Origin of the sequence: Acinetobacter sp. Tr-809, assembly GCF_011753255.1 — a bacterium.
Lineage (GTDB): Bacteria > Pseudomonadota > Gammaproteobacteria > Pseudomonadales > Moraxellaceae > Acinetobacter.
On record NZ_VWVZ01000001.1, the window covers coordinates 589,106 to 610,109 of the forward strand.

The window sequence follows — 21,004 nt, forward strand, 5'->3', positions numbered from 1 at the left end:
AATCGAATCTTTGATTAAGCTGCGCTGCTTTGTTCTGAGCGACGTTCCAACATGGCTTGTTCAAACAGCTGTTGTTCTTTTTGTTTATGCTCTACCGAGAATCGGATCAGCATCACCGAGCTTGCAGCAATCACCACCAAGCCGCCTAAAACCATTAAACAAGTTTGAAAATCGACCATTCCTTTCAGCAAGAATCCTGCTGCGACTGCACCGACATTGCCGCCTGCACCAATAATGCCAGCCACACCACCAAGCGCTTCACGGTCAATAAAAGGAACCAAGGCATAAGTCGCACCACATGCCATATGGGTAAACAGTGCGAAGATGGTCATACTAAGGATTGCGAATACCGCGCTGTTCATATGCGCGAATAACATCAGGAATAGACCTTCACCCAAGATCAGCAGAAACAAGATTTTAGTGCGACCATCCAAACCTTTTTTCAGTGCGACTTTGTCTGAAACAATACCGCCAAGCGCACGAGCAAACAGTGCCAGCAAACCAAAAACACCAGCTGCCAGTCCTGCTTCTTTTAAACCAAAATTAAAGTGCTCAACGTAGTACATCGCGATGATGTTGTGCATGAAGATTTCAATGCCGAAACATGCCGCATAAGAGCAGAATAGAATCCAGACACGATAGTTGCGTGCTGCATGCATTAAGATTGCCAAGCCACCCTTTTTATCACTTCCAACCACGATGCCTTGTGCACGAAGTTCTTTGAAATCACCTTGTGGGCAGTCTTGAGTCAACTTCCAGTAAAGCACACCAACAATCAGCATCATCACACCAGGAACAAGCAATGCAATTCTCCACCCCATAGCTTGTTCAACACCGAACATCACCAAGGCAGACAACAGTAAAGGCATCAAGGCTTGTGTCGCACCACCACCTGCATTCCCCCAACCCGCTGAAGCGGCATTTGCGGTGCCTACAACATTTGGCGCAAACATAATGCTGGTATGGTATTGCGTAATCACAAAGCTGGCGCCAATTGCACCAATCAATAAGCGGAAGAATAAGAAGGATTCATAACTATTTGCAGCAGCAACACCAAATACAGGAATGCTGCCCAGCAATAACAATGCAGTATAAGTTTTACGTGGACCGTATTTGTCGCACAATGGACCAACGATTAATCGGACCAAAATGGTGACTGCCACTGCAGCAATATTGATATTGGCGATCTGATCTTTGGTGAGATGGAACTCGCCTGCGATCACTGGCATTAACGGTGCACAAGCAAACCAAGCAAAGAAGCAAACGAAGAAAGCAAGCCAGCTCATGTGGAATGCCCGCATCGCTGGTGCGGAAAAGTTGAATAACTTAATTGATGTGGCTTTTTTCGCCGATAAATCTAAAGACATTGCCATCTCCCATACTGAACGTATCTTGTGTTGTTGACACATCACGCTGTATCAACAAACCGATCAGATCGGACATCGTTGGCCGTCTTACAATTTTGCAAGTCATCTTTGACTCAAGGAATAGTTAGCAAATGCTGTGCCAAGTTCCCAACACAACCACACCAATAAAACATTAGTCATTGTTTTATATTTATTTTATTAAATTATCCTTTGTTTTTAATGAATACCAATTCGATTGAAGAGAGCAAGTTCAGTACAACGACCTGTTTTAAAGCATAATTCGCACTGCTTCAAAACAACTCTTTTTACGCACCCAAAAAGTGCATTTTTCACTCTAGAATATATAATTCAAATTTTTCATTTCTTCTACTTGGTCACAGCGATACAATAAAGCGCATAAACAATACGCCCTATGGAGCGATTGCACCGAATAAGAAATCAAAATAGCTTCACTGGCACTAATTTTGCTTCAAAAACAATACGCACAGCACTTTATATCTGTGCATAACCCCACCGTTTGACCTATATACTTATGCCGAAACTCAAGATCGCACTTATTGATGACGACCAGGCTCGGGCTGAATACATAAAAACCTGTTTAATTGAACATGACTTTGATGTAGTGGCTTGTTTTACCCTCGATCATCTCAATATTTTTAAACTCGAACATCTTCAAGCCGATGTGATTCTGCTTGATATGGATCATCCACATCGCGATGTGATTGAAAGTTGTGTCAGCAACTTTGATCTACCTACGGTACTTTTTACCAAGAACACCGATAAAGATATGATTAAACAAGCGATTGATGCAGGGATTACCGCCTATATCGTGGATGGTATAGACCCAAGCCGCCTGCACACTATTTTAGATATTTCGATTGAGCAGTATAAAAAGCATAAAAAACTCGAATGTGACCTAAAAGATGCCAAGACTAAACTTGCAGATCGTAAAGACGTCGAAAAAGCCAAAGTGTTGCTGATGCAACTACATGGCTTAACCGAAGATACCGCGTTTCAATTACTCAGAAAAAATGCCATGAGCCATCGCATGACCATTGGAGAAATGGCACGGCGCCTACTCGATGCCCAACAACTTTTAAATAATCAGCTAAAGGATGAATAGATGAGCCATTTAGTCGAATTAGCAAAAGTAGAGAAAACCGAATTACAACTTGGCTATATTCCTTTACTTGATTGTGTTGCATTACTCTGGGCAAAACAGCGTGGTTTTTTTGAAGAAGTCGGTTTAAATGTCAATTTAGTCAAGGAAGCTTCTTGGGCCAGTTTACGTGATCGTTTAGCTTTTGGCTTACTCGATGCAGCACATTGCCTATCTGCGATGCTCCCAGCAGCAGCGGTCGGCACAGATCAAATTGGCATTCCACTACAAACCCCGCTCGTGCTGAGTGAAAATCGAGCCTTTATTAGCTTAAGCCAAAAGCTCTGTTATGCGCTGAATATTCAGAAACAAGACAGCGCAGAAAGTTCAGCACAGAAGCTGACAGGTTATATCCACCAACATCAAAACGTCTCTTTGGCGCATGTGTTTCAACATTCAATTCATCACTATTGCTTAAGAGAATGGCTCGCTTTGGCTGACCCTAGACTGGCGCAAACTATTCAAATGAAAACGCTACCGCCACCTTATATGGTTGAAGCGATTAGTAACCATCTCATAGATGGGTTTTGTGTCGGAGAACCTTGGAATACTCAAGCCGAGTTACAAGGCCTAAGCCAAATTGTCTGTTCAAGTCAGCACATTATCCCGAATGTTGCCGACAAAGTCTTAGCCGTTACACAGGAATGGGCGCAACAACATCCCCACAGCTTGATTGCCTTAACCAGTGCCATTCTCAAAGCGCAACAAGAATTACGTCAACTCGAAAACTTTGCGCCTGTATGGCAACTTCTGATTGAATTTGATGTGATTCAATTCCATTGTTCACCAGATGTTCATGTTGAAAAGTACTACACCATCCAGAATATCATTCGTAATTTTGTACAGAACAGTGCTGAACCGAAAGCCCAAGACTTTGAATGGCTATTTCAACAAATGCATAAATGGAATACTGTAGAATTCGAACAAGACACCTATCTGATTCAAGCACAGCATTGCCTATTACTTGAAGTGCATAAAGCTGCTGCGAATAAACTATAAAAAGGATAAAAAAAAGCTGTCTTTAAATATCAAGACAGCTTTTGAAAGACCCAAAAGGGATTACGCCAATCAAAAGTAACCCCTTAAGTAGTCACTATCATATTGAAAGCAGAGATATCTTTTTCGGACATTTTTATGTCATTAACTGCCATCTAGAATGCGCTTTTTTATCATTTCTGCCAACTGAATAAGCAATAGCAATGTTCAATCTATAATCATCTTGCATCGTAATAACCAAGTGCTTCGCAATGTCACTAAATAAGTAAGCTTCATCACAACACATTCAATATTCATATTTTAGCAACCGAGAGTTTAACATCTTCATAAATAATAATTTAACCGCATAAAAACAATATGTTAGAATTAAACTAACATCCTGTTAGATCTCATATAAATATACATTCGTTAGTTCTTTTCTAAGGATTTAAGTCACTCTAAAATACGAAAATCTAAGCAGATTGACTGTAGAGTTACACAAATCCCATGAACGAAATGGGGTAATTCAGTTTAGAATGTTTAAAAATAAAATTACGCTAAATTTTGTCATATTTTAACATTGCCAATTCCTTGCAAAGTTTTCATTATATGCACCATGCTTGGTATGCAAATTTCTTCATCGATTAAAACAAATTATAAAAAAATTGCAGAATTTTGTGCCATAATAAGCAAACTTTGCAGACATCTTGCAAAAAACTTTTGCAAATTTAGAATTGGAGCAGGCTGAATGAGCTCAACCATTTTGGTAATTCATGGACCGAATTTGAACTTGCTAGGAAAACGCGAACCAGAGGTATATGGTTATCTCACTTTGGATGATATTAACCAGCAACTCACTGCTCAAGCTAAACAAGCATCTCTTACACTAGATTCTTTTCAGAGCAACTGGGAAGGTGCGATTGTCGATCGTATCCATCAAGCACAAAACGAGGGTGTGAAATTCATCATTATCAACCCTGCTGCCTTGACCCATACTTCAGTTGCTTTACGCGATGCCTTATTGGGTGTTGCCATCCCATTTATTGAGGTTCATTTGTCAAATGTTCACACTCGTGAATCATTCCGTCATCACTCATATTTATCAGATAAAGCCATTGGCGTAATTTGTGGCTTAGGTGCAAAGGGTTATTCCTTCGCACTCGATTACGCTATCGAAAAAATTCAATCTTCTAACTAATTTAAACACATTAGGAATGCTCACTCATGGATATCCGTAAAATCAAGAAACTCATCGATTTGATGATTGAATCTGACTTACAAGCGATTGAAGTTAAGGAAGGCGACCAATCCATCTCATTAACTCGTCCTACTCCTGTTTATGCAGCAACGGCTGTAGCAGCTGCTCCAACAGCTACTGCTCCAGCACCAGCAGCAAAAACACCACGTGGTGCAGTTGAATCATCACCAATGGTTGGTGTGTTCTATGCAGCGCCAAGCCCTGGTGAAGCACCATTTGTAAATGTAGGTCAAACAGTTTCTGCGGGTGAAACACTAGGGATCATTGAAGCAATGAAAATCATGAACCCGATTGAAGCAACTAAGAGCGGTGTTATTGAAGAAATTCTAGTGAAAAATGGTGAAGTGATCCAATTCGGTCAACCACTTTTCCGCTACCGTGCTTAATCAGTTTGGGGATTCCTATGTTGCAAAAAGTATTGATTGCAAACCGTGGCGAAATCGCTTTACGAATTACTCGGGCTTGTAAAACTCTTGGCATTAAAACAGTTGGTATCTATTCAGATGCTGATAAAGACTTAATGCACTTACGCTTCGTTGATGAAGCAGTGTGTATCGGACCGGGTGCAAGTAGTGAAAGCTATTTAAATATTCCTGCAATTATTACTGCTGCAGAAATCACAGGTGCGGATGCAATCCATCCTGGTTATGGTTTCTTGTCCGAGAATGCGGAATTTGCTGAAATCGTAGAAAGTTCTGGCTTTATTTTTATTGGCCCTCGCCCTGAACATATTCGCCTTATGGGGAATAAAGTATCAGCGATTATTGCCATGAAAAAATCAGGTGTACCAACAGTACCTGGCTGTGACCATGCCGTAACGATTAATAACGCGCTTGCTGAAGCAAAAGAAATTGGCTTTCCATTGATTGTCAAAGCTGCTTCTGGTGGTGGCGGTCGTGGTATGCGTATTGTAGAACGCGTCGACACCCTACTTGAATCTGTTCAAGCAGCTCAACGCGATGCTGAAATGTGGTTCGGTGACGATACCGTTTATATGGAACGTTTCTTACAGAAGCCTCGCCATGTTGAAGTACAGGTGCTCGGTGATGGTAATGGTCATGCAATTCACCTCTATGATCGTGACTGTTCTTTACAACGTCGTCATCAAAAGGTATTAGAAGAAGCACCTGCCCCAAACCTACCTGAACAAGCACGTGCAGATATTCTAGAAGCATGTGTCAATGCATGTAAGTTAATGCAGTATCGTGGTGCAGGGACATTTGAATTCTTATTTGAAGACGGTGAATTCTTCTTCATTGAAATGAATACGCGTGTGCAAGTTGAGCATCCTGTCACTGAAATGGTGACTGGAGTTGATATCATTGAACAGCAACTTCGTATTGCGGCTGGTTTAGGTCTTGAGCTTGAACAAGAGCAAATTGAAGTTAAAGGCCATGCGATTGAATGCCGTATCAATGCAGAAGATCCAACTACTTTCTTGCCATCTCCAGGTAAAATTGAAAGTTTCTATGCCCCAGGTGGTGCAGGTATCCGTTTGGATTCACACATCTATCAGGGCTATAACATCCCGCCTTACTATGACTCAATGATTGCAAAATTGATTTCTCATGGTAAAGACCGTGAAACATCGTTAGCGCGCATGCGCCAAGCTTTAGATGAAATGATTTTAACTGGTGTTAAAACCAATATTCCTTTGCATAAAGATCTCATTTTGCAGGATAAAAAGTTCTGTGGACAAGCAATGGATATTCATTATCTGGAAAAACATTTATTGAAACAGCTTGAACCACAAGCTGAAAAAGCCTAAATAAAAAAGCCTCTTACTCAAGAGGCTTTTTTATGTCTAACTCAATCTTATATCAAGGTAAAACACGACGTAAGGTCGCAAAACACTTATCACCTTTCTCACTGGCACAAAAATCGATAGTCGAATCATTCGCCCATTTCACAAAATATTGAGAAACTTCACCCGTTTGATCTTGCTTTTGGCCAGAACAATCCGCTTCATTGTTATCATATTTGATTTGTAAAATCAGCGCTGGTAAACGCTCTTTATGATCTTCGGAAGGTTGGTAGTCATATAAACCATACGACCACTCTTGCCCGCTTTTAATCACCACATCACTAGAGCCACGGAAATTATAATACTCCACACATTTTTTATTATTGGGAATTTCCATTCCCCATAGCCCCATAATTTCAGGCCTTGTGGTCACACGAATTGCATTCGCTTTTGCTATTTGTTGCGGTGTTACCTTTGCTTTGTCATTTACGACCGTCTCTGCCATAGTCCATGTTGAGCAAGCCCATAATAATCCAATAATATAAATATTTTTCATAGATTTAATTAAGTCGTCATCTAAAACGGTCATAGGCTTAAATTAGCATATTTTTTGATAAAAACATGCATTCATAACCATATAAACACAATATTTTTACCATGTAATTTAATTGCTTGTTCTGGCATTTTTTCAGGTATGCTATTTTGCAATTTGTGCTTAATTATTTACTTTATAAAGATTTTTGCTTTAGGGATAAAAGCCATGAAATTTTCAGAATATGTACAGTACGATGGTTTGGGGTTAGCCAAGTTAGTCCAAAACAAAGAGGTTCAGCCTTCAGAGCTACTTGAAATTGCATTAGAACGGAGCAATCAGGTTAATCCCAAGCTAAATGCCATCATTATTCCAATGTATGAGCAAGCGAAACAACGTGCTCAACAAACACTATCAGGTCCATTTGCAGGTGTTCCATTTCTCGTCAAAGATTTATTTCAAGAATATCAAGGCGTGCCTACCTCTTATGGTAGCCAAGCATTAAAGAAAATCAATTACACGCCAGATTTTAATGCTGAAATTGTCAATCGCTGGGAACAAACTGGTATTGTCACTTTTGGACGAACCAACACACCTGAATTTGGCATTAAAGGGATTACTGAGCCTGATGCTTGGGGGACCTGTCGTAATCCTTGGAATTTAAAGCATAACAGCGGTGGGTCTTCTGGTGGTGCTGCTTCGGCAGTTGCAGGCGGATTAGTCCCTATTGCAGGTGCTGGTGATGGCGGTGGATCAATTCGCATCCCTGCTTCTTATTGCGGTTTATTCGGACTCAAACCGAGTCGTGGACGTACGCCATGGGGGCCACAATTTAGCGAAGCTATGCACGGCGCCGCCATGCAGCATGTACTCAGCAAAACCGTTCGGGATAGTGCAGCTATGCTCGATGCAGTACAAGGTCCTGAACAAACTTCATTATTTCGTATTGAAGCCCCTGCACAGAATTATTTGGATGTTATTCAGCAAGCACCCAAAAAACTCAGAATCGCCTTTAATACCCAATCGCCAATTGGTACCAAGATTTCTAAAGACGCGATCCAAGCGGTACAACAAACCGCTAAACTTTTGGAGTCATTGGGACATATTGTGGTTGAAGATCGCCCAAAAATAGATGGCTTAGCGCTGGCAAAAGATTTTGTCACCACTTGGTTTAGCCAGTTCTCCTATATGCAGGCACAAATCAAGCAAATGGCGGGCGCAACAGATCATGATTTTGAACTGGATTCGATTGCTTTGGCCGCCTTTGGTGCGAAAACGACAGCGACAGAATATATTCACACGCTCAATAATTGGGGACTGTACAGCACCCAAATGAATATTTTCTTTGAAAAATATGACTTATACCTTACCCCAACCACGGCCTCAGTCGCGCCAAAAAATGGTGAAGTCGCTACACCTGCCTGGCAGAAACCAATTTTAAAAGGCTTGTTAAAAGTTGGAAAAGCGCATTATCTGGCTCAAGGCAAACTGGTTGAAAAAATGGTACAGGACAATTTAAGCTGGGTGCCATTTACCCAGCTCGCCAATGTAACGGGCCTACCTGCCATGTCTGTACCATTGTATTGGAATAAACACGGCATGCCACTGGGTAGTCAATTTATTGCACCTTTTGGACGTGAGGATCGATTATTGCAACTGGCCGCTCAATTGGAACAAACACAACCGTGGCTACAACAATATAAGCATATCCAAATTTAACTTAAGCCTTGGCTGCTGTTTCCACTTGATTTGGCAGCCATAGCACCAGTAATAAACCAAACAAGACCACCACACTGGCGCAGAAGAAAATTGTTGCACCTGAAAAGATCTGCCAATAATGCCCTGCCAATAAACTTCCAGATGCCACCCCTAAGCCCCACATGGTGCTATACAAAGCCTGTCCTCGACCTTGCTGCTCTGGTGTAAAGTTTTGGAAAATCACTTTCATGGCAATCAGATGGAATAGGCCAAAGCTAAAAGCATGTAAGCATTGAGCAAGCAACTGTCCAATATAATTGGTTTCTAAGATACCAACCAAGAACCAACGTAAACTGGTCAACACTAAGCAAATCACCACCAGTGTCCGCCATGAAAAGCGAGTAAAGAACAGCTTTTGTGCCACAGCAAACATCACAATTTCAGCAATCACCCCCATCGCCCATAAACTGCCAATTTGTGTGGTGCTAAAACCAATCTCTTTGAGGAAGTTACTATAAAAACTATAAAATGGTGCCAGAGAAAATAGCAAAATAAATTCAATGCTGAAAAATGCCGCGACGATGGGTCGTTTTAAAATCGGCAGCAGCGGTTCAAGCGTTTTCTGTGAACTTGGTGCATGTTTTGGTTCTTTAATACTAAATGACCAGAGAAAAGCAAGAAATGAAACAGAGAGCAGTAAAATAGGCAGCATTGAAATTGGAATAACCTCCAACAAAGCCCCAATTACAAATACACCAACAATAAAACCAACAGATCCCCATTTACGCACTTTGCCATAGAGTTCCGCACGCTTTTCGCCCAACCAGAATAAGGTCACGCCTTCAAACTGCGCTAGGATAGCATTTTGAAAGAAGCTAAAAATCAACATCAGTAAAGCCACTGATTGGAAGCTATTCGGGATTACGAAGATGGCAAACCAGATACAGGCTTCCATCCATGTCGCAATTCGAACCAAAAGCATTCGTTTACCTGATTTATCGGCAATCCAGCCCCAAATTAATGGTGCAAAAAAACGCGTGATAATGGCAATTGAAGAAAGAATGCCGATCTCTTGGTAATTGAACCCCTGATCTTGTAGATACAGGTTCCAATACGGCATGAATGTACCGACTATGGCATAGTAGAAGAAGTAGAAACCACCCAATCGTGTTTGGATACTTAATGATTGAAGCAATTCAAATGCCTTTTACAGGTGTGAGATAACAACAATAGAGAATTGATTGACCTAAAAGAATTTTAGCTTATTTCATCCAACAATTCGCCTAGTATCATCATAAATAATAAAAACACCTATCCACAAAAAAAGGGCTGAATTTTCAGCCCTTTTAAAATATCACTTTACAACTTACGCATCTGTATTCAACGCTACACTCGGTTGAGCATTTCTCAACTTACGTTGCTTTACATAATACGCCAGCATCAAACAGAGAATCCAACCCGGAATCATCATGACTGCGATACGCATATCCGCAGTCAATGACATCACCACGAGAATACCTAACATAAAGATGATGCAAAGATAATTACTGAATGGATAAGCAATACTTGGGAACTTAGTTGTTAGCCCTTGTGCTTGCATGGCTTTACGAAACTTTAAATGCGTCCATGAAATCACCACCCAGTTAATCACAATGGCTGCAACCACCAGCATCATCAACAAACCAAATGCTTTCTCAGGAAATGCATAGTTTAACAATACACACAGTACCGTAACAAATGCCGAAACATAAACAGCATTGGTCGGAATACCACGTTTGTTGATTTTCTTAAGGAACTTAGGTGCATTACCTTGTTGCGCCAAGCCTAAAAGCATACGGCTACTGCAATAGCTAGTTCCGTTATAAACAGATACAGCAGCAGTCAAGATCACAAAGTTCAACATTGTTGCGACGCCTTGGCTATCCAATGAGGCAAAGACCATCACGAATGGGCTACCACCTTGTGCCATTTGGTTCCAAGGGAACAGCGCGAATAAGATGAAAAGCGTTGCAATATAGAAAATCAAAATACGATAGATAATTTGATTGACTGCTTTCGGCAAGGTTTTATCAGGATCGCGTGCTTCAGCCGCTGTGATACCAAATAACTCAATTCCACCAAAAGCAAAGATGATCACCGCCATTGCCATGACCAGACCTTCTACACCAAATGGAAAGAATCCACCCAATGCCCAAAGGTTACTGATACCCGCTTGTGGCCCTGCTGTTCCTGTTGCAAGTAAATATGAACCAAAACCAATCATGGCCAAGATTGCTAAAATTTTGATGATGGAGAACCAAAACTCCATTTCACCAAAAAATTTGACATGCAAAAGGTTGATACCGTTAATTAAGATAAAAAAGGCCAATGCTGAAACCCACGTCGGGATTTCTGGCCACCAGTATTGTATATATAAGCCGATCGCACTCAACTCTGCCATACAGACCAGCACATTGAGTACCCAGTAGTTCCAACCAGACATAAAGCCTGCGAAAGAACCCCAGTATTTATAAGCAAAATGGCTGAATGAACCACTGACTGGCTCTTGTACCACCATCTCACCTAACTGCCGCATCATTAAAAATGCAATAAGCCCTGCAATCGCATAACCCAAGATGACCGAAGGGCCAGCCAGCTTAATCGATTGTGAGATACCTAGAAACAAACCTGTGCCAATCGCACCACCTAGCGCAATAAGCTGGATATGCCGATTGCTTAAACCTGGGTTCAGGTTTCCTTGCTCCTGTTTTGACATATGATTATTCTCATCCGTGTCGCGTAATTTTTCTGTCTAAAATTACGTATATCATAAGTTAATCATAAATGCCTATATCTAATCCGAAAAATAATTAATTCACTTTTCGAATAACCGCGCATATAAACAGAAAATTCAATAAATAACAAATATTATGAATAATGTAATTAAATTATGTATTGCGTAATTAATTATTTTCAGTATCATAGAAATTAAGACGCAGGGATTTTTGCTCTAAGTAAACTAGAATTGGCAGATAAAAATCTAAATATCATTTTATCTTTCAAATACTTAATCAAAGCACTCCCTAAACAACCAGATTAGACCAACAGAATTAAAGACAAGGAAAGCGAATCATGGCCCATCATTTAACTTCTTTTCTTGAGATTGATGCCCAATCAGATTTCACAATACATAATTTGCCATACGGTATTTTTAGCGAGACCGCACAAGCTGACAAACGCGTTGGCGTTGCAATTGGTGAATGGGTGCTTGACCTTGCTGCATTAGAGCAAAAAGGCTTATTACAGCTCACGACAGCAAACTGCTTTAATCAGCCAACACTGAATAAATTTATTGAAACTGGCAAGCACAATTGGCATACGGTTCGCAGTAATTTACAAAGCTTACTGTCTGCGGAAAATCCGACCTTACGTGATGATGCCGATTTACGTCAGCAAGTGCTGTTTAAACAAGAAGATGTGGTTTTACATTTACCGATTCATGTTCCTGGCTATACCGACTTCTATTCATCGAAAGAACATGCCACCAATGTCGGCACTATGTTTAGAGATCCTAAAAATGCGCTATTGCCGAACTGGAGCGAATTGCCTGTCGGCTATAACGGTCGTGCCAGTTCTGTGATTGTAAGCGGTAAAGACATTGTGCGCCCTTCAGGCCAAATCAAATTACCCAATGAAGAACGCCCTGTATTCTCAGCGACACGTAAACTCGACTTTGAACTCGAGACTGCTTTTGTCGTGGGTAAAGCAACTGAATTGGGCGAGCCGATTGCCATTGAAAATGCATGGGAACATATCTTCGGTATGGTGTTGCTGAATGACTGGTCAGCGCGTGATATTCAACAATGGGAATATGTCCCTTTAGGTCCTTTTAACGCCAAAACTTTCGCCAGTGCCATTTCACCTTGGGTGGTAACCATGGAAGCGCTTGAGCCATTTAAAGTTAAAGGTCCAGAGCAACAGCCAAAACCATTGAGCTATCTACAAGAAAACACTGAAAATAGCTATGACATCCACCTCAGTGTTGAAGTGCAAACACCTCAATCAAAACAAGCCGATGTGATTTGCCAAACCAACTTTAAATATATGTATTGGTCAATGTCACAGCAACTAACCCATCACACCATTGCAGGCTGTAATGTACAAGTCGGCGATTTAATGGGTTCAGGCACGATTTCAGGCCCAACTGAAGATTCTTATGGCAGCTTACTGGAACTAACTTGGAATACCACCAAACCGCTCAACCTTTCCAATGGCAAAAAGCGTGGCTTCTTGGAAGATGGTGACCGCGTTGTGATGAAAGGCTACTGTGAAAAAGATGGAATTCGCGTGGGCTTTGGCGAAGTTGCCAATACCATTTTACCAGCACGTCACTTTCGTTTTAATGAACAAAAGGACGAGCGTTATGAAACTGTATAGTTACTTTCGTAGCTCTGCGGCCTATCGGGTACGTATTGCACTTAACCTGAAAGCATTACCTTATGAAACTGAAGCCGTGCATCTCGTTAAAAATGAGCAGCAACTGGCAAGTTATCGTGCCCTCAATCCAAGTCAGTTGGTGCCGACACTACTTGACCAAGATCAGACCTTTACCCAGTCGCTCAGCATTTTGGAATATCTGGAAGAACGTTATCCAGCCAAAGCACTGCTACCTAAAGATCTAGTGGAACGTGCCAAAATCCGTGCTTTCGCACAAAGCATTGCCTGTGACATTCATCCAATCAATAACCTGAGAGTGTTGAAGTACCTGCAAAACGATCTTGCCATCAGTAATGAGCAAAAAACACTGTGGTACCGGCATTGGATTTTAGAAGGCTTTCACAGCTTAGAAATGCAATTACAGCATTCCAATGGGCAATTCTGTTTTGGCTCACAGCCGACTTTTGCCGACTGCTGTTTGATTCCTCAAGTCTACAACGCCAAGCGCTTTAAAATTGATTTAAGTGCATTTCCCAAGATTGAGTCGATCTACCAACATTGCTTAACCCTGCCCGCATTCTTGAATGCGACCCCAGAACAACAACCAGATTGGGAATAGAGATAAAAGGAGTTTTATCATGAGCTTTGCAATTAAAAAAATTCACCATGTGGCTTATCGCTGTAAAGATGCTAAAGAAACCGTCGAATGGTACAAAAAAATGCTGCATATGGATTTCATTCTGGCATTTGCAGAAGACCATGTGCCATCTACCAAAGCATTTGATCCGTATATGCATTTGTTTTTAGATGCGGGCCAAGGCAATGTATTGGCATTTTTTGAACTGCCGACTCAACCCGATATGGGCCGTGATGAAAATACACCGCAATGGGTACAACACATTGCCTTTGAGGTTGAAGACTTAGATGCGCTAATGACTGCAAAAGCACATCTGGAAGAAAATGGCGTCAAAGTCTTAGGTGTCACCAACCATGGTATCTTCCATTCGATTTACTTCTTCGATCCAAATGGTCATCGTTTAGAATTGACCTATAATGATGCCCATGCCGATGCCAAAATTGCACGGATCACCGAAGAAATGAAATTAGAAATGCTGGATGAATGGAGTCGTACCAAACGTGCACCACACCATACTCATTTCTTACACGAAGATGAACTCGGCGCATAAATCCAGTTCCATGAAATTGGCATTAGCGTTGTAAAATGTTAATGCCTTTTTTTATGGTCTAAATTTAAAGCATTTTGTATATTTTTAAGGCATAGTAGGCTCTGCAAAATAGCGTGCAATCTCTCTAAAAACAATTGTATGCTTATACAATTCACCGATTTAATTCATTTAAAAAGATGATTTCTATTTTGCCAACTGCTCAGGCATTATGTGCTGGATGTAAATTGTCCATGATTGACAGCAACAAACACTGCGTAAAACGCGCAGCTTAAGGGTTATTGAATGATTGAAGAAAAGTTATCTGGTGGGGTTCAATCACTTGAGGTCGGTTTAGCCGTACTGAATGCCCTTTTAGAACACAACAAGCCCATTATTTTAAAAGATCTATCCAGCAAACTGGATATGCATCCTGCCAAGGTACACCGTTATCTGGTTAGCCTGATTCGTATGAATTATGCCAAGCAGCTTACCGATGGTCAGTATGCCTTAGGCGATCAAGCATGGCGTTTAGGGCTAAACTGTATCCAGCATACAGATGTATTACAGTTGGTTCAGCACCTGATTTATGAATTACAAAACAAGATTGGCTGTGGCATTCAAATCAGTAAATGGTCACCCAAAGGACCTTTAGTGGTTCAATCGATTGAATCCAACCATCCGATTTCGATTGTGACCAAGGTTGGGTCGATCATGCCGTTGGTCAATTCCGCAGCGGGTCGTGTGTTTGCCTCTTATATGCCTGAAGCCGTGATTAAACCGCTGATGCAAGCGGAATGGGAAAAAGCAGCGAACAATCACTACCCGATTAAACCGACAGATTGGGATGAGTTTCTCTTACTCAAAGAAAATGTTCTGCAACATGGTATGTCGATAGCTCAAGGTGATCTTCTGGTCGGAATTAATGCGGTTGGCCTACCGATCTTTAATGCGCATCATTCAATGGAATTTTGTATTGTCGCATTGGACAGTGAAATGTTTTTCTCGGTGCACGAAGGCAGCGATAACTTAGAACTATTTAAACGTGAAGTTGCAGCAATCAACCAATATATTCAAACCCGTTAATGATTGATCCATACAAAAAAGCCAAGAAGCGAACTTCTTGGCTTTTTTATTTCAAGCTTTGAGTGGGATTATTTTGCTTCTAATACACCACGGCGGATCTGGTCACGTTCGATTGATTCAAACAATGCCTTAAAGTTCCCTTCACCAAAACCATCGTCATCTTTACGTTGAATAAATTCAAAGAACACAGGCCCAAGCATATTTTGCGAGAAAATCTGTAATAACAGCTTTTTCTGACCATCTTTGGTATTGCCATCCAACAAGATACCGCGTTTTTGCAATTCTTCCGTTGGCTCACCATGATTAGGCAAACGCTCTTTCAACATTTCATAATAAGTTTCAGGTGGTGCTGTCATAAACTGCATGCCGATCCCTTTTAACTTGTCCCATGTTGAAAGCAAGTCATCAGTAATAAAGGCAATATGCTGAATACCTTCACCATTGAAATCTGCCAAAAACTCTGCAATTTGACCGTTACCCTTGTCTGAGTCTTCATTCAATGGAATACGAATCATGCCATCTGGTGCAGTCAAGGCTTTAGAAGTTAAACCTGTATATTCGCCTTTGATGTCAAAGTAGCGGATTTCCTGGAAGTTAAAGATTTTTTCGTAGAAGTTCGCCCAATACTCCATACGTCCTTTATAGACGTTATGAGTTAAATGGTCGATTTCGTTCAGGCCTGCACCTTTTGGATTTCTGTCTGCATCATCAAAGAAAACGAAGTCATTTTCATAGATATCACGGTCCACAAGGAAAATTGGCATACCACCAATCCCTTTAATCGCAGGGATATTTAGTTCCATTGGCCCAGCTTGTGAATACATTGGCTCTGCACCAAGCTCCACGGCTTTGCTAAATGCTTTGGCTGCATCGCGGGTTCTAAAACCCATTGCACAGGCTGAAGGACCATGTTCTTTAAAGAAGAATGAAGCATAAGATTCAGGCTGGTAGTTCAAGATAATGTTGATATTACCCTGACGCCATAAATAAACTTTTTTAGACTTATGCTTTGCGACTTTAGAAAAACCGATGGTCTCAAAGATCTGATCTAATCCGTTTTCCGTCGAAACAAATTCAATAAAAGCAAAACCACATAGTTCTAATGGGTTATCTAAAATGTCCATCTAGTTTCCCTTATTTAGATAAATTCATCCGTTTAATGCTCTGTATAGGTCTTATTCTTCAATTGCTTAATCGCTATCTAAAAGCATCAACCTATACATGCGTTATCAGAAAAGGCGACAGGTGTTTTTATAAGTATGTAAAAGCATCCGTGTTAAAGCCCTTTCCGTCCATAAGTCAGCCAAATGAAGAAATCATGATTCTTGATCTTGGCTCTCAGCTATAAATTCATGCTACAAGAAAGTCTAAATTTATGCAATACATAATTCAATTATGTTATGTGTAATTTTATTATTGTTTGGCTCTGCTAATAAAGGTCGCTATTAAAGAATAATTGGCGATATCTCTAAATCAGACCATGGTCTCAAGCTGATATGAATAAATGTATTTGAGTAGACTGCCTGTCTTATTACCTTAACAAAGTTCGATTAGCTTAAGCCTATGAGCTACGCAGGCGAATGAGATAGACATGACACAAACTTCGATTTTAGAACAGTTAACTCAACTCATTGAAAGCTATAGTCATGAGCATAGTGGTAGACCACAAAAGATTTTGATTGGTTATAAAGCCTATTATGACTTGATGGGAAATTCGAGTTTTGCTACTGAGGTCACTGACTCGGCTTTGAATCCCAATAAAAGAAAGTATAAAAAGATTAAGATCAAAGTCACCAAAGATGACTATCAGCTTGAACTAGAATAGTATCTCTCACGAAAGAGAATAATTCTCATATCTAACAATTCATTACTTGAGCTTGTGTTCGCTTCTTGGCATCGTTTGTCAGTTGCTTCATTATGGGAATCTCCTGCCGATGGCTAGTCCAGCGCAAGCTATAAGACATAAATTACTTAACACCTTCTTTTCAAGACATTCTGTTTGGTTTCTTTGTATTTTTACTGCTTTAACAATTACTTGGTTTAAATTTACCTATACCCCACATACAATTTATTATTTTATATCCGATACGCTTTTAAACGGTCTTTGGTTAGTTACAGGATTACTCAGTATTGTTGGCCTACGCGATCTGTTGCAAAAGAAACATGCCATATTAAGAAACTATCCAATTTTGGGACATTTCCGTTTTCTTTTCGAAGATGTTCGCCCTGAAATTCGTCAATATTTCATAGAATCAGATCAGGATGCACTGCCTTTTTCGCGTATGCAACGTAGTTTGGTTTATCAACGTGCAAAAAATGAAAATGCAGATAAGCCCTTTGGTTCAATCATAGATGTCTATGATCCAAACTATCGCTTCATTGTGCATTCCATTGCCCCATGCCCTCCTGCTAATCCAGAATCTTTCCGTGTTCTGATTGGTAATGCGCAATGTAGCCAGCCCTATAGTGCATCGATCATGAATATCTCTGCAATGAGTTTTGGTAGTCTAAGTGCAAATGCAATTCGTGCATTGAACAAAGGTGCGCATTTAGGTAACTTCTACCACGATACAGGCGAAGGCAGTCTAAGCCCCTACCATTTAGAACATGGTGGCGATATTGTCTGGCAAATTGCCAGTGGTTATTTTGGTTGCCGCACAGCCGAAGGCTTATTCGATCCAGATAAGTTTGCACAGCAAGCCAAAAATCCGAATATTAAAATGATTGAGGTCAAGCTCTCACAAGGGGCAAAACCAGGTCACGGCGGTATTTTACCCAAGCATAAAATCACTGAAGAAATTGCTCGTATTCGCGGGATCTCAAGAGATCATGACTGTGTTTCCCCATCCAAGCACCCAAGTTTTAACACACCAATTGAAATGATGCATTTTATCCAAAAGCTGAGAGAACTTTCAGGTGGTAAACCTGTCGGATTTAAACTCTGTATTGGTCAGCCATGGCAATTTATGAGCATTGTCAAAGCCATGCTAGAAACGAGAATTGTGCCTGACTTTGTGGTGGTGGATGGCTCTGAAGGCGGAACTGGCGCAGCACCGATCGAGTTTAGCGACTATATTGGCACACCACTCAGAGAGGGATTGCGCTTTGTGCACAATACGCTTGTTGGTGCAGGACTTCGCAATCAAGTCAAAATTGGTGCCAGTGGTAAAATGATCAGTGCCTTTGATATTGCTAGCACCTTTGCCTTAGGCGCAGACTGGGTTAACTCTGCACGCGGCTTTATGTTTGCAGTAGGATGTATCCAAGCGCAAAGCTGTCATACCAACCAGTGTCCTGTTGGTGTTGCGACACAGGATAAAGATCGCCAAAAAGCCATCGATGTGCCAAGTAAGGCTGAGCGTGTGTTTAATTTCCACAAAAACACCTTGCACGCCTTATCTGAAATGATTGCAGCAGCGGGTTTGCATCATCCATCTGATATTAAAGCACATCATTTAGCACAGCGTATGAATGATCGTGAAATCAAAAACTATGCACAGATCCACTTCTTTTTAAAAGAAAATGAATTGCTGCACAGCGATTTAAATGATGATGAGAATTTCTATTATCGCATGTGGAAAATGGCGGACGCCAATCAATTTTAATGACTAAAAAGCCACCGCAAGGTGGCTTTTCTTTGGCCAAATATCTAAAAGTTAGCGGCTAACCAATCGATAAATACCAAAAATAGCAACCATTAAAATCACTAGAAATTTAAGATAAGAGGTCCAATTATATTGCGAACCTTTACCCTGCCAGACCTGTACCTCAACAGACTGAAATTGAATATTTGTAGCTTCCGTCAATTCAGCATGAATGCCATAGTTCATACCGTTATTTTGCTCACTGACCGAGAATGGATCCGAACTAATGACCAGTAATAAAGGCGCATTTAAATCATAGGAATGTTTATCATCACTTTGAAAAACCTCAGGATGATAGCCATTAGAGGATTCACTCTGCACACCTCCAATCCATTTTAACTCGACTTTGCCCTGTTGCTGCGCAGTTCCTTTCGCGACAATAACAAAACGATATGGATTTTTGCTGGGATCAGCTTGAAAACTAATGCCTATATTTGGTCTTTTAAAAGTATCCTTTGGTTTTTCAATAACAGCTTTATTCAATGCATCAATTTCACTCGAGGTTAAAAGAACTGAATTAACTAAGCTTTCCCCGTATTCACCAACTTTAGGCTCGTGGGCAACTTTTCCACACGCAGCTAAACTAAGCGTCATGAAGAATAGAAATGTGGATTTAACCAATTGGTTTCTTAAATTTATATACATTTTTCGATCAAAACCTTCATTTAAAAAACACTCACCGAAATATGTCTATTTAACATCCAACGAATCACTGGCGCTTGTTGATCTAAAGGTAGAGACAAAATATATTCGAAAGTTCGTATGACTACTTCACACTGTTTATTTTTGTCTTGCGCAGTTTCTCCAGCATTGAGTAAGTCTGCATCCTGACCATAATCTTGTCGTAATTTGTCTGCAATCTGCACCCATGCTTGTGGAGTTTGCATACGATCGATGGAAGAATGAGTTCCTTGATGGGTTAGAATATATGTTAATGCAGCTACAGTTTGCTGCTGTGTAGCTGAACTCAGTAGTGCCCTTCGCTCATCCATATTTGTTTTACCATATAACGGGAAAGCAATCTGAAAACAATTCCCTTTACGCTTAGCATCATACAACTGTTGTAAATATGCCTTTGTCCATAATTTTTGCCCCTCATCATCTGCCTGTTTTTCCACAATATCACGCAGTTTCCACCACAATGTGCTACTTACGGCAGCAAGCATTTCTTCAGGCTGCACTGACGCATTTGCAGTTTGCTGTAGAGTTTCATAATCCTTGGGCAAGTGTTGCTTTAAGGGTTGCAATAAAGCAATTTGATTTAAAGCCTGTTGTCGTTGTTCAATTGGATTATGATTATTGGACTGATCTGCTGTTACATCGCGATGAGAACAACGATTTAACAAGAAAAAAGTTGCAAAAATGACCCCAATTACAATAAATGCTGCTTTCACTACTGATTACCATTTTTTAATATTTATCAATCAATGTCTTAAAAACATCTACCTTTTGAATGGACAAGTCGGGCTGGTCTGGGTCAACAATGTATTGGTGGCTGCATTACAACTCACATATACACTGCCGTCGTCTGTACAAACTCTTGCCGCATAAAATCGACTGTTATTTTCCACTAGCTGAGACCGACGATCAGAATAACGAGCAAATCTCTGCAAAGCCATAATACGTTGTTTACATTCATGAAATTCAACAATTGTTCTTTGAAACTCCGATTGTCTCGTTTCTGTTCGGGTTTTATTATTTGCTAAGTCCTGTGTATAAGCGTTTTTTTCATAAGACATCCCTTGCTGCCTTTGCTGTTCCATAGAACGACAATCACCCGAAAAGCCATCAGCAACTGAGCCTGTACATGCTGTCCTTTGTGCCGTCTTGGTTGCGCATGGTCTGCTTTGATATGTTGTTCCTTGATTGGTTACGCACTTATATAACTCTTGTGCGAAAACAGGAAAAGAAAAACATAACAATATAAAGACACAAAAACCCCTTAATGTACCTTCTTTCATT

Annotated in this window: 20 protein-coding genes; 12 read left to right on the forward strand and 8 right to left on the reverse strand. The window is 40.6% G+C overall.

The window, feature by feature from the left end; translation table 11 throughout:
* Window positions 1–14 precede the first annotated feature (14 nt).
* Window positions 15–1,367, reverse strand: coding sequence for an MFS transporter (locus F3J02_RS02980; RefSeq protein WP_416224635.1), 1,353 nt, complete (start codon window positions 1,365–1,367; stop codon window positions 15–17).
* A gap of 532 nt (window positions 1,368–1,899) precedes the next feature.
* Here F3J02_RS02980 and F3J02_RS02985 point away from each other — a divergent pair.
* The 5 genes from F3J02_RS02985 to accC all read left to right on the forward strand — a co-directional run bounded on the left by F3J02_RS02985 (window position 1,900) and on the right by accC (window position 6,527).
* On the forward strand, window positions 1,900–2,490 hold the full coding sequence (locus F3J02_RS02985; protein ID WP_004807526.1) for an ANTAR domain-containing response regulator: 591 nt from the start codon (window positions 1,900–1,902) through the stop codon (window positions 2,488–2,490).
* A complete protein-coding gene (locus F3J02_RS02990; protein ID WP_167247521.1) occupies window positions 2,491–3,525 on the forward strand; it encodes an ABC transporter substrate-binding protein in 1,035 nt (344 codons plus the stop codon).
* 724 nt (window positions 3,526–4,249) lie between these two features.
* Window positions 4,250–4,699, forward strand: a complete 450-nt coding sequence (gene aroQ / locus F3J02_RS02995; RefSeq protein WP_167247523.1) for a type II 3-dehydroquinate dehydratase — start codon at window positions 4,250–4,252, stop codon at window positions 4,697–4,699.
* A gap of 26 nt (window positions 4,700–4,725) precedes the next feature.
* Window positions 4,726–5,145: an acetyl-CoA carboxylase biotin carboxyl carrier protein gene (gene accB / locus F3J02_RS03000; protein ID WP_167247525.1), complete on the forward strand. Its 420-nt coding sequence runs from the start codon at window positions 4,726–4,728 to the stop codon at window positions 5,143–5,145.
* A 17-nt stretch (window positions 5,146–5,162) separates the two neighbouring features.
* A complete protein-coding gene (accC, locus tag F3J02_RS03005; protein ID WP_167247527.1) occupies window positions 5,163–6,527 on the forward strand; it encodes an acetyl-CoA carboxylase biotin carboxylase subunit in 1,365 nt (454 codons plus the stop codon).
* Between the two features lie 52 nt (window positions 6,528–6,579).
* Here the strand turns inward: accC and F3J02_RS03010 are convergent, their stop codons facing one another.
* A complete protein-coding gene (locus F3J02_RS03010; protein WP_167247529.1) occupies window positions 6,580–7,059 on the reverse strand; it encodes a hypothetical protein in 480 nt (159 codons plus the stop codon).
* Window positions 7,060–7,263: 204 nt separating this feature from the next.
* Here F3J02_RS03010 and F3J02_RS03015 point away from each other — a divergent pair, with 204 nt between their 5' ends.
* Window positions 7,264–8,754 carry an amidase gene (locus F3J02_RS03015; RefSeq protein WP_167247531.1) on the forward strand — a complete coding sequence of 497 codons (1,491 nt, stop codon included), beginning with the start codon at window positions 7,264–7,266 and terminating at the stop codon, window positions 8,752–8,754.
* 1 nt (window position 8,755) lies between these two features.
* Here F3J02_RS03015 and F3J02_RS03020 read toward each other — a convergent pair whose 3' ends face one another.
* A complete protein-coding gene (locus F3J02_RS03020) occupies window positions 8,756–9,928 on the reverse strand; it encodes an MFS transporter (RefSeq protein ID WP_216076262.1) in 1,173 nt (390 codons plus the stop codon).
* A 171-nt stretch (window positions 9,929–10,099) separates the two neighbouring features.
* Entirely contained in the window at window positions 10,100–11,488 is a 1,389-nt protein-coding gene (locus F3J02_RS03025) for an amino acid permease (RefSeq protein ID WP_167247532.1), read from the reverse strand.
* 356 nt (window positions 11,489–11,844) lie between these two features.
* Here F3J02_RS03025 and fahA point away from each other — a divergent pair, with 356 nt between their 5' ends.
* The 4 genes from fahA (at window position 11,845) to F3J02_RS03045 (ending at window position 15,398) form a co-directional block, all read left to right on the forward strand.
* Entirely contained in the window at window positions 11,845–13,149 is a 1,305-nt protein-coding gene (gene fahA / locus F3J02_RS03030; protein ID WP_167247534.1) for a fumarylacetoacetase, read from the forward strand.
* Window positions 13,136–13,768, forward strand: a complete 633-nt coding sequence (gene maiA, locus F3J02_RS03035; RefSeq protein ID WP_151716421.1) for a maleylacetoacetate isomerase — start codon at window positions 13,136–13,138, stop codon at window positions 13,766–13,768. Before fahA ends, maiA begins: the two co-directional genes overlap by 14 nt.
* Before the next feature lie 19 nt (window positions 13,769–13,787).
* Window positions 13,788–14,336 (forward strand): VOC family protein, encoded by a 549-nt coding sequence (locus F3J02_RS03040; RefSeq protein WP_167247536.1) that lies wholly within the window; start codon window positions 13,788–13,790, stop codon window positions 14,334–14,336.
* Between the two features lie 282 nt (window positions 14,337–14,618).
* Window positions 14,619–15,398: an IclR family transcriptional regulator gene (locus F3J02_RS03045; protein WP_167247538.1), complete on the forward strand. Its 780-nt coding sequence runs from the start codon at window positions 14,619–14,621 to the stop codon at window positions 15,396–15,398.
* Window positions 15,399–15,466: 68 nt separating this feature from the next.
* Here F3J02_RS03045 and hppD read toward each other — a convergent pair whose 3' ends face one another.
* A complete protein-coding gene (gene hppD / locus F3J02_RS03050; protein WP_005189102.1) occupies window positions 15,467–16,522 on the reverse strand; it encodes a 4-hydroxyphenylpyruvate dioxygenase in 1,056 nt (351 codons plus the stop codon).
* 467 nt (window positions 16,523–16,989) lie between these two features.
* On the opposite strand from hppD, the gene F3J02_RS18495 reads away from it, so the two are divergent.
* Together F3J02_RS18495 and F3J02_RS03060 are read left to right on the forward strand one after the other, a co-directional pair.
* Window positions 16,990–17,223, forward strand: coding sequence for a hypothetical protein (locus F3J02_RS18495; RefSeq protein WP_004653215.1), 234 nt, complete (start codon window positions 16,990–16,992; stop codon window positions 17,221–17,223).
* Window positions 17,224–17,332: 109 nt separating this feature from the next.
* Window positions 17,333–19,003, forward strand: coding sequence for an FMN-binding glutamate synthase family protein (locus F3J02_RS03060; protein ID WP_167247540.1), 1,671 nt, complete (start codon window positions 17,333–17,335; stop codon window positions 19,001–19,003).
* 51 nt (window positions 19,004–19,054) lie between these two features.
* On the opposite strand, the gene F3J02_RS03065 is transcribed toward F3J02_RS03060, so the two are convergent.
* The 3 genes from F3J02_RS03065 to F3J02_RS03075 form a co-directional block, all read right to left on the reverse strand.
* Window positions 19,055–19,636 (reverse strand): hypothetical protein, encoded by a 582-nt coding sequence (locus tag F3J02_RS03065; RefSeq protein WP_416224639.1) that lies wholly within the window; start codon window positions 19,634–19,636, stop codon window positions 19,055–19,057.
* A gap of 71 nt (window positions 19,637–19,707) precedes the next feature.
* Window positions 19,708–20,436, reverse strand: coding sequence for a hypothetical protein (locus tag F3J02_RS03070; protein ID WP_167247544.1), 729 nt, complete (start codon window positions 20,434–20,436; stop codon window positions 19,708–19,710).
* Window positions 20,437–20,484: 48 nt separating this feature from the next.
* Window positions 20,485–21,003: a DUF4124 domain-containing protein gene (locus F3J02_RS03075; RefSeq protein WP_167247546.1), complete on the reverse strand. Its 519-nt coding sequence runs from the start codon at window positions 21,001–21,003 to the stop codon at window positions 20,485–20,487.
* Window position 21,004: the final 1 nt, after the last annotated feature.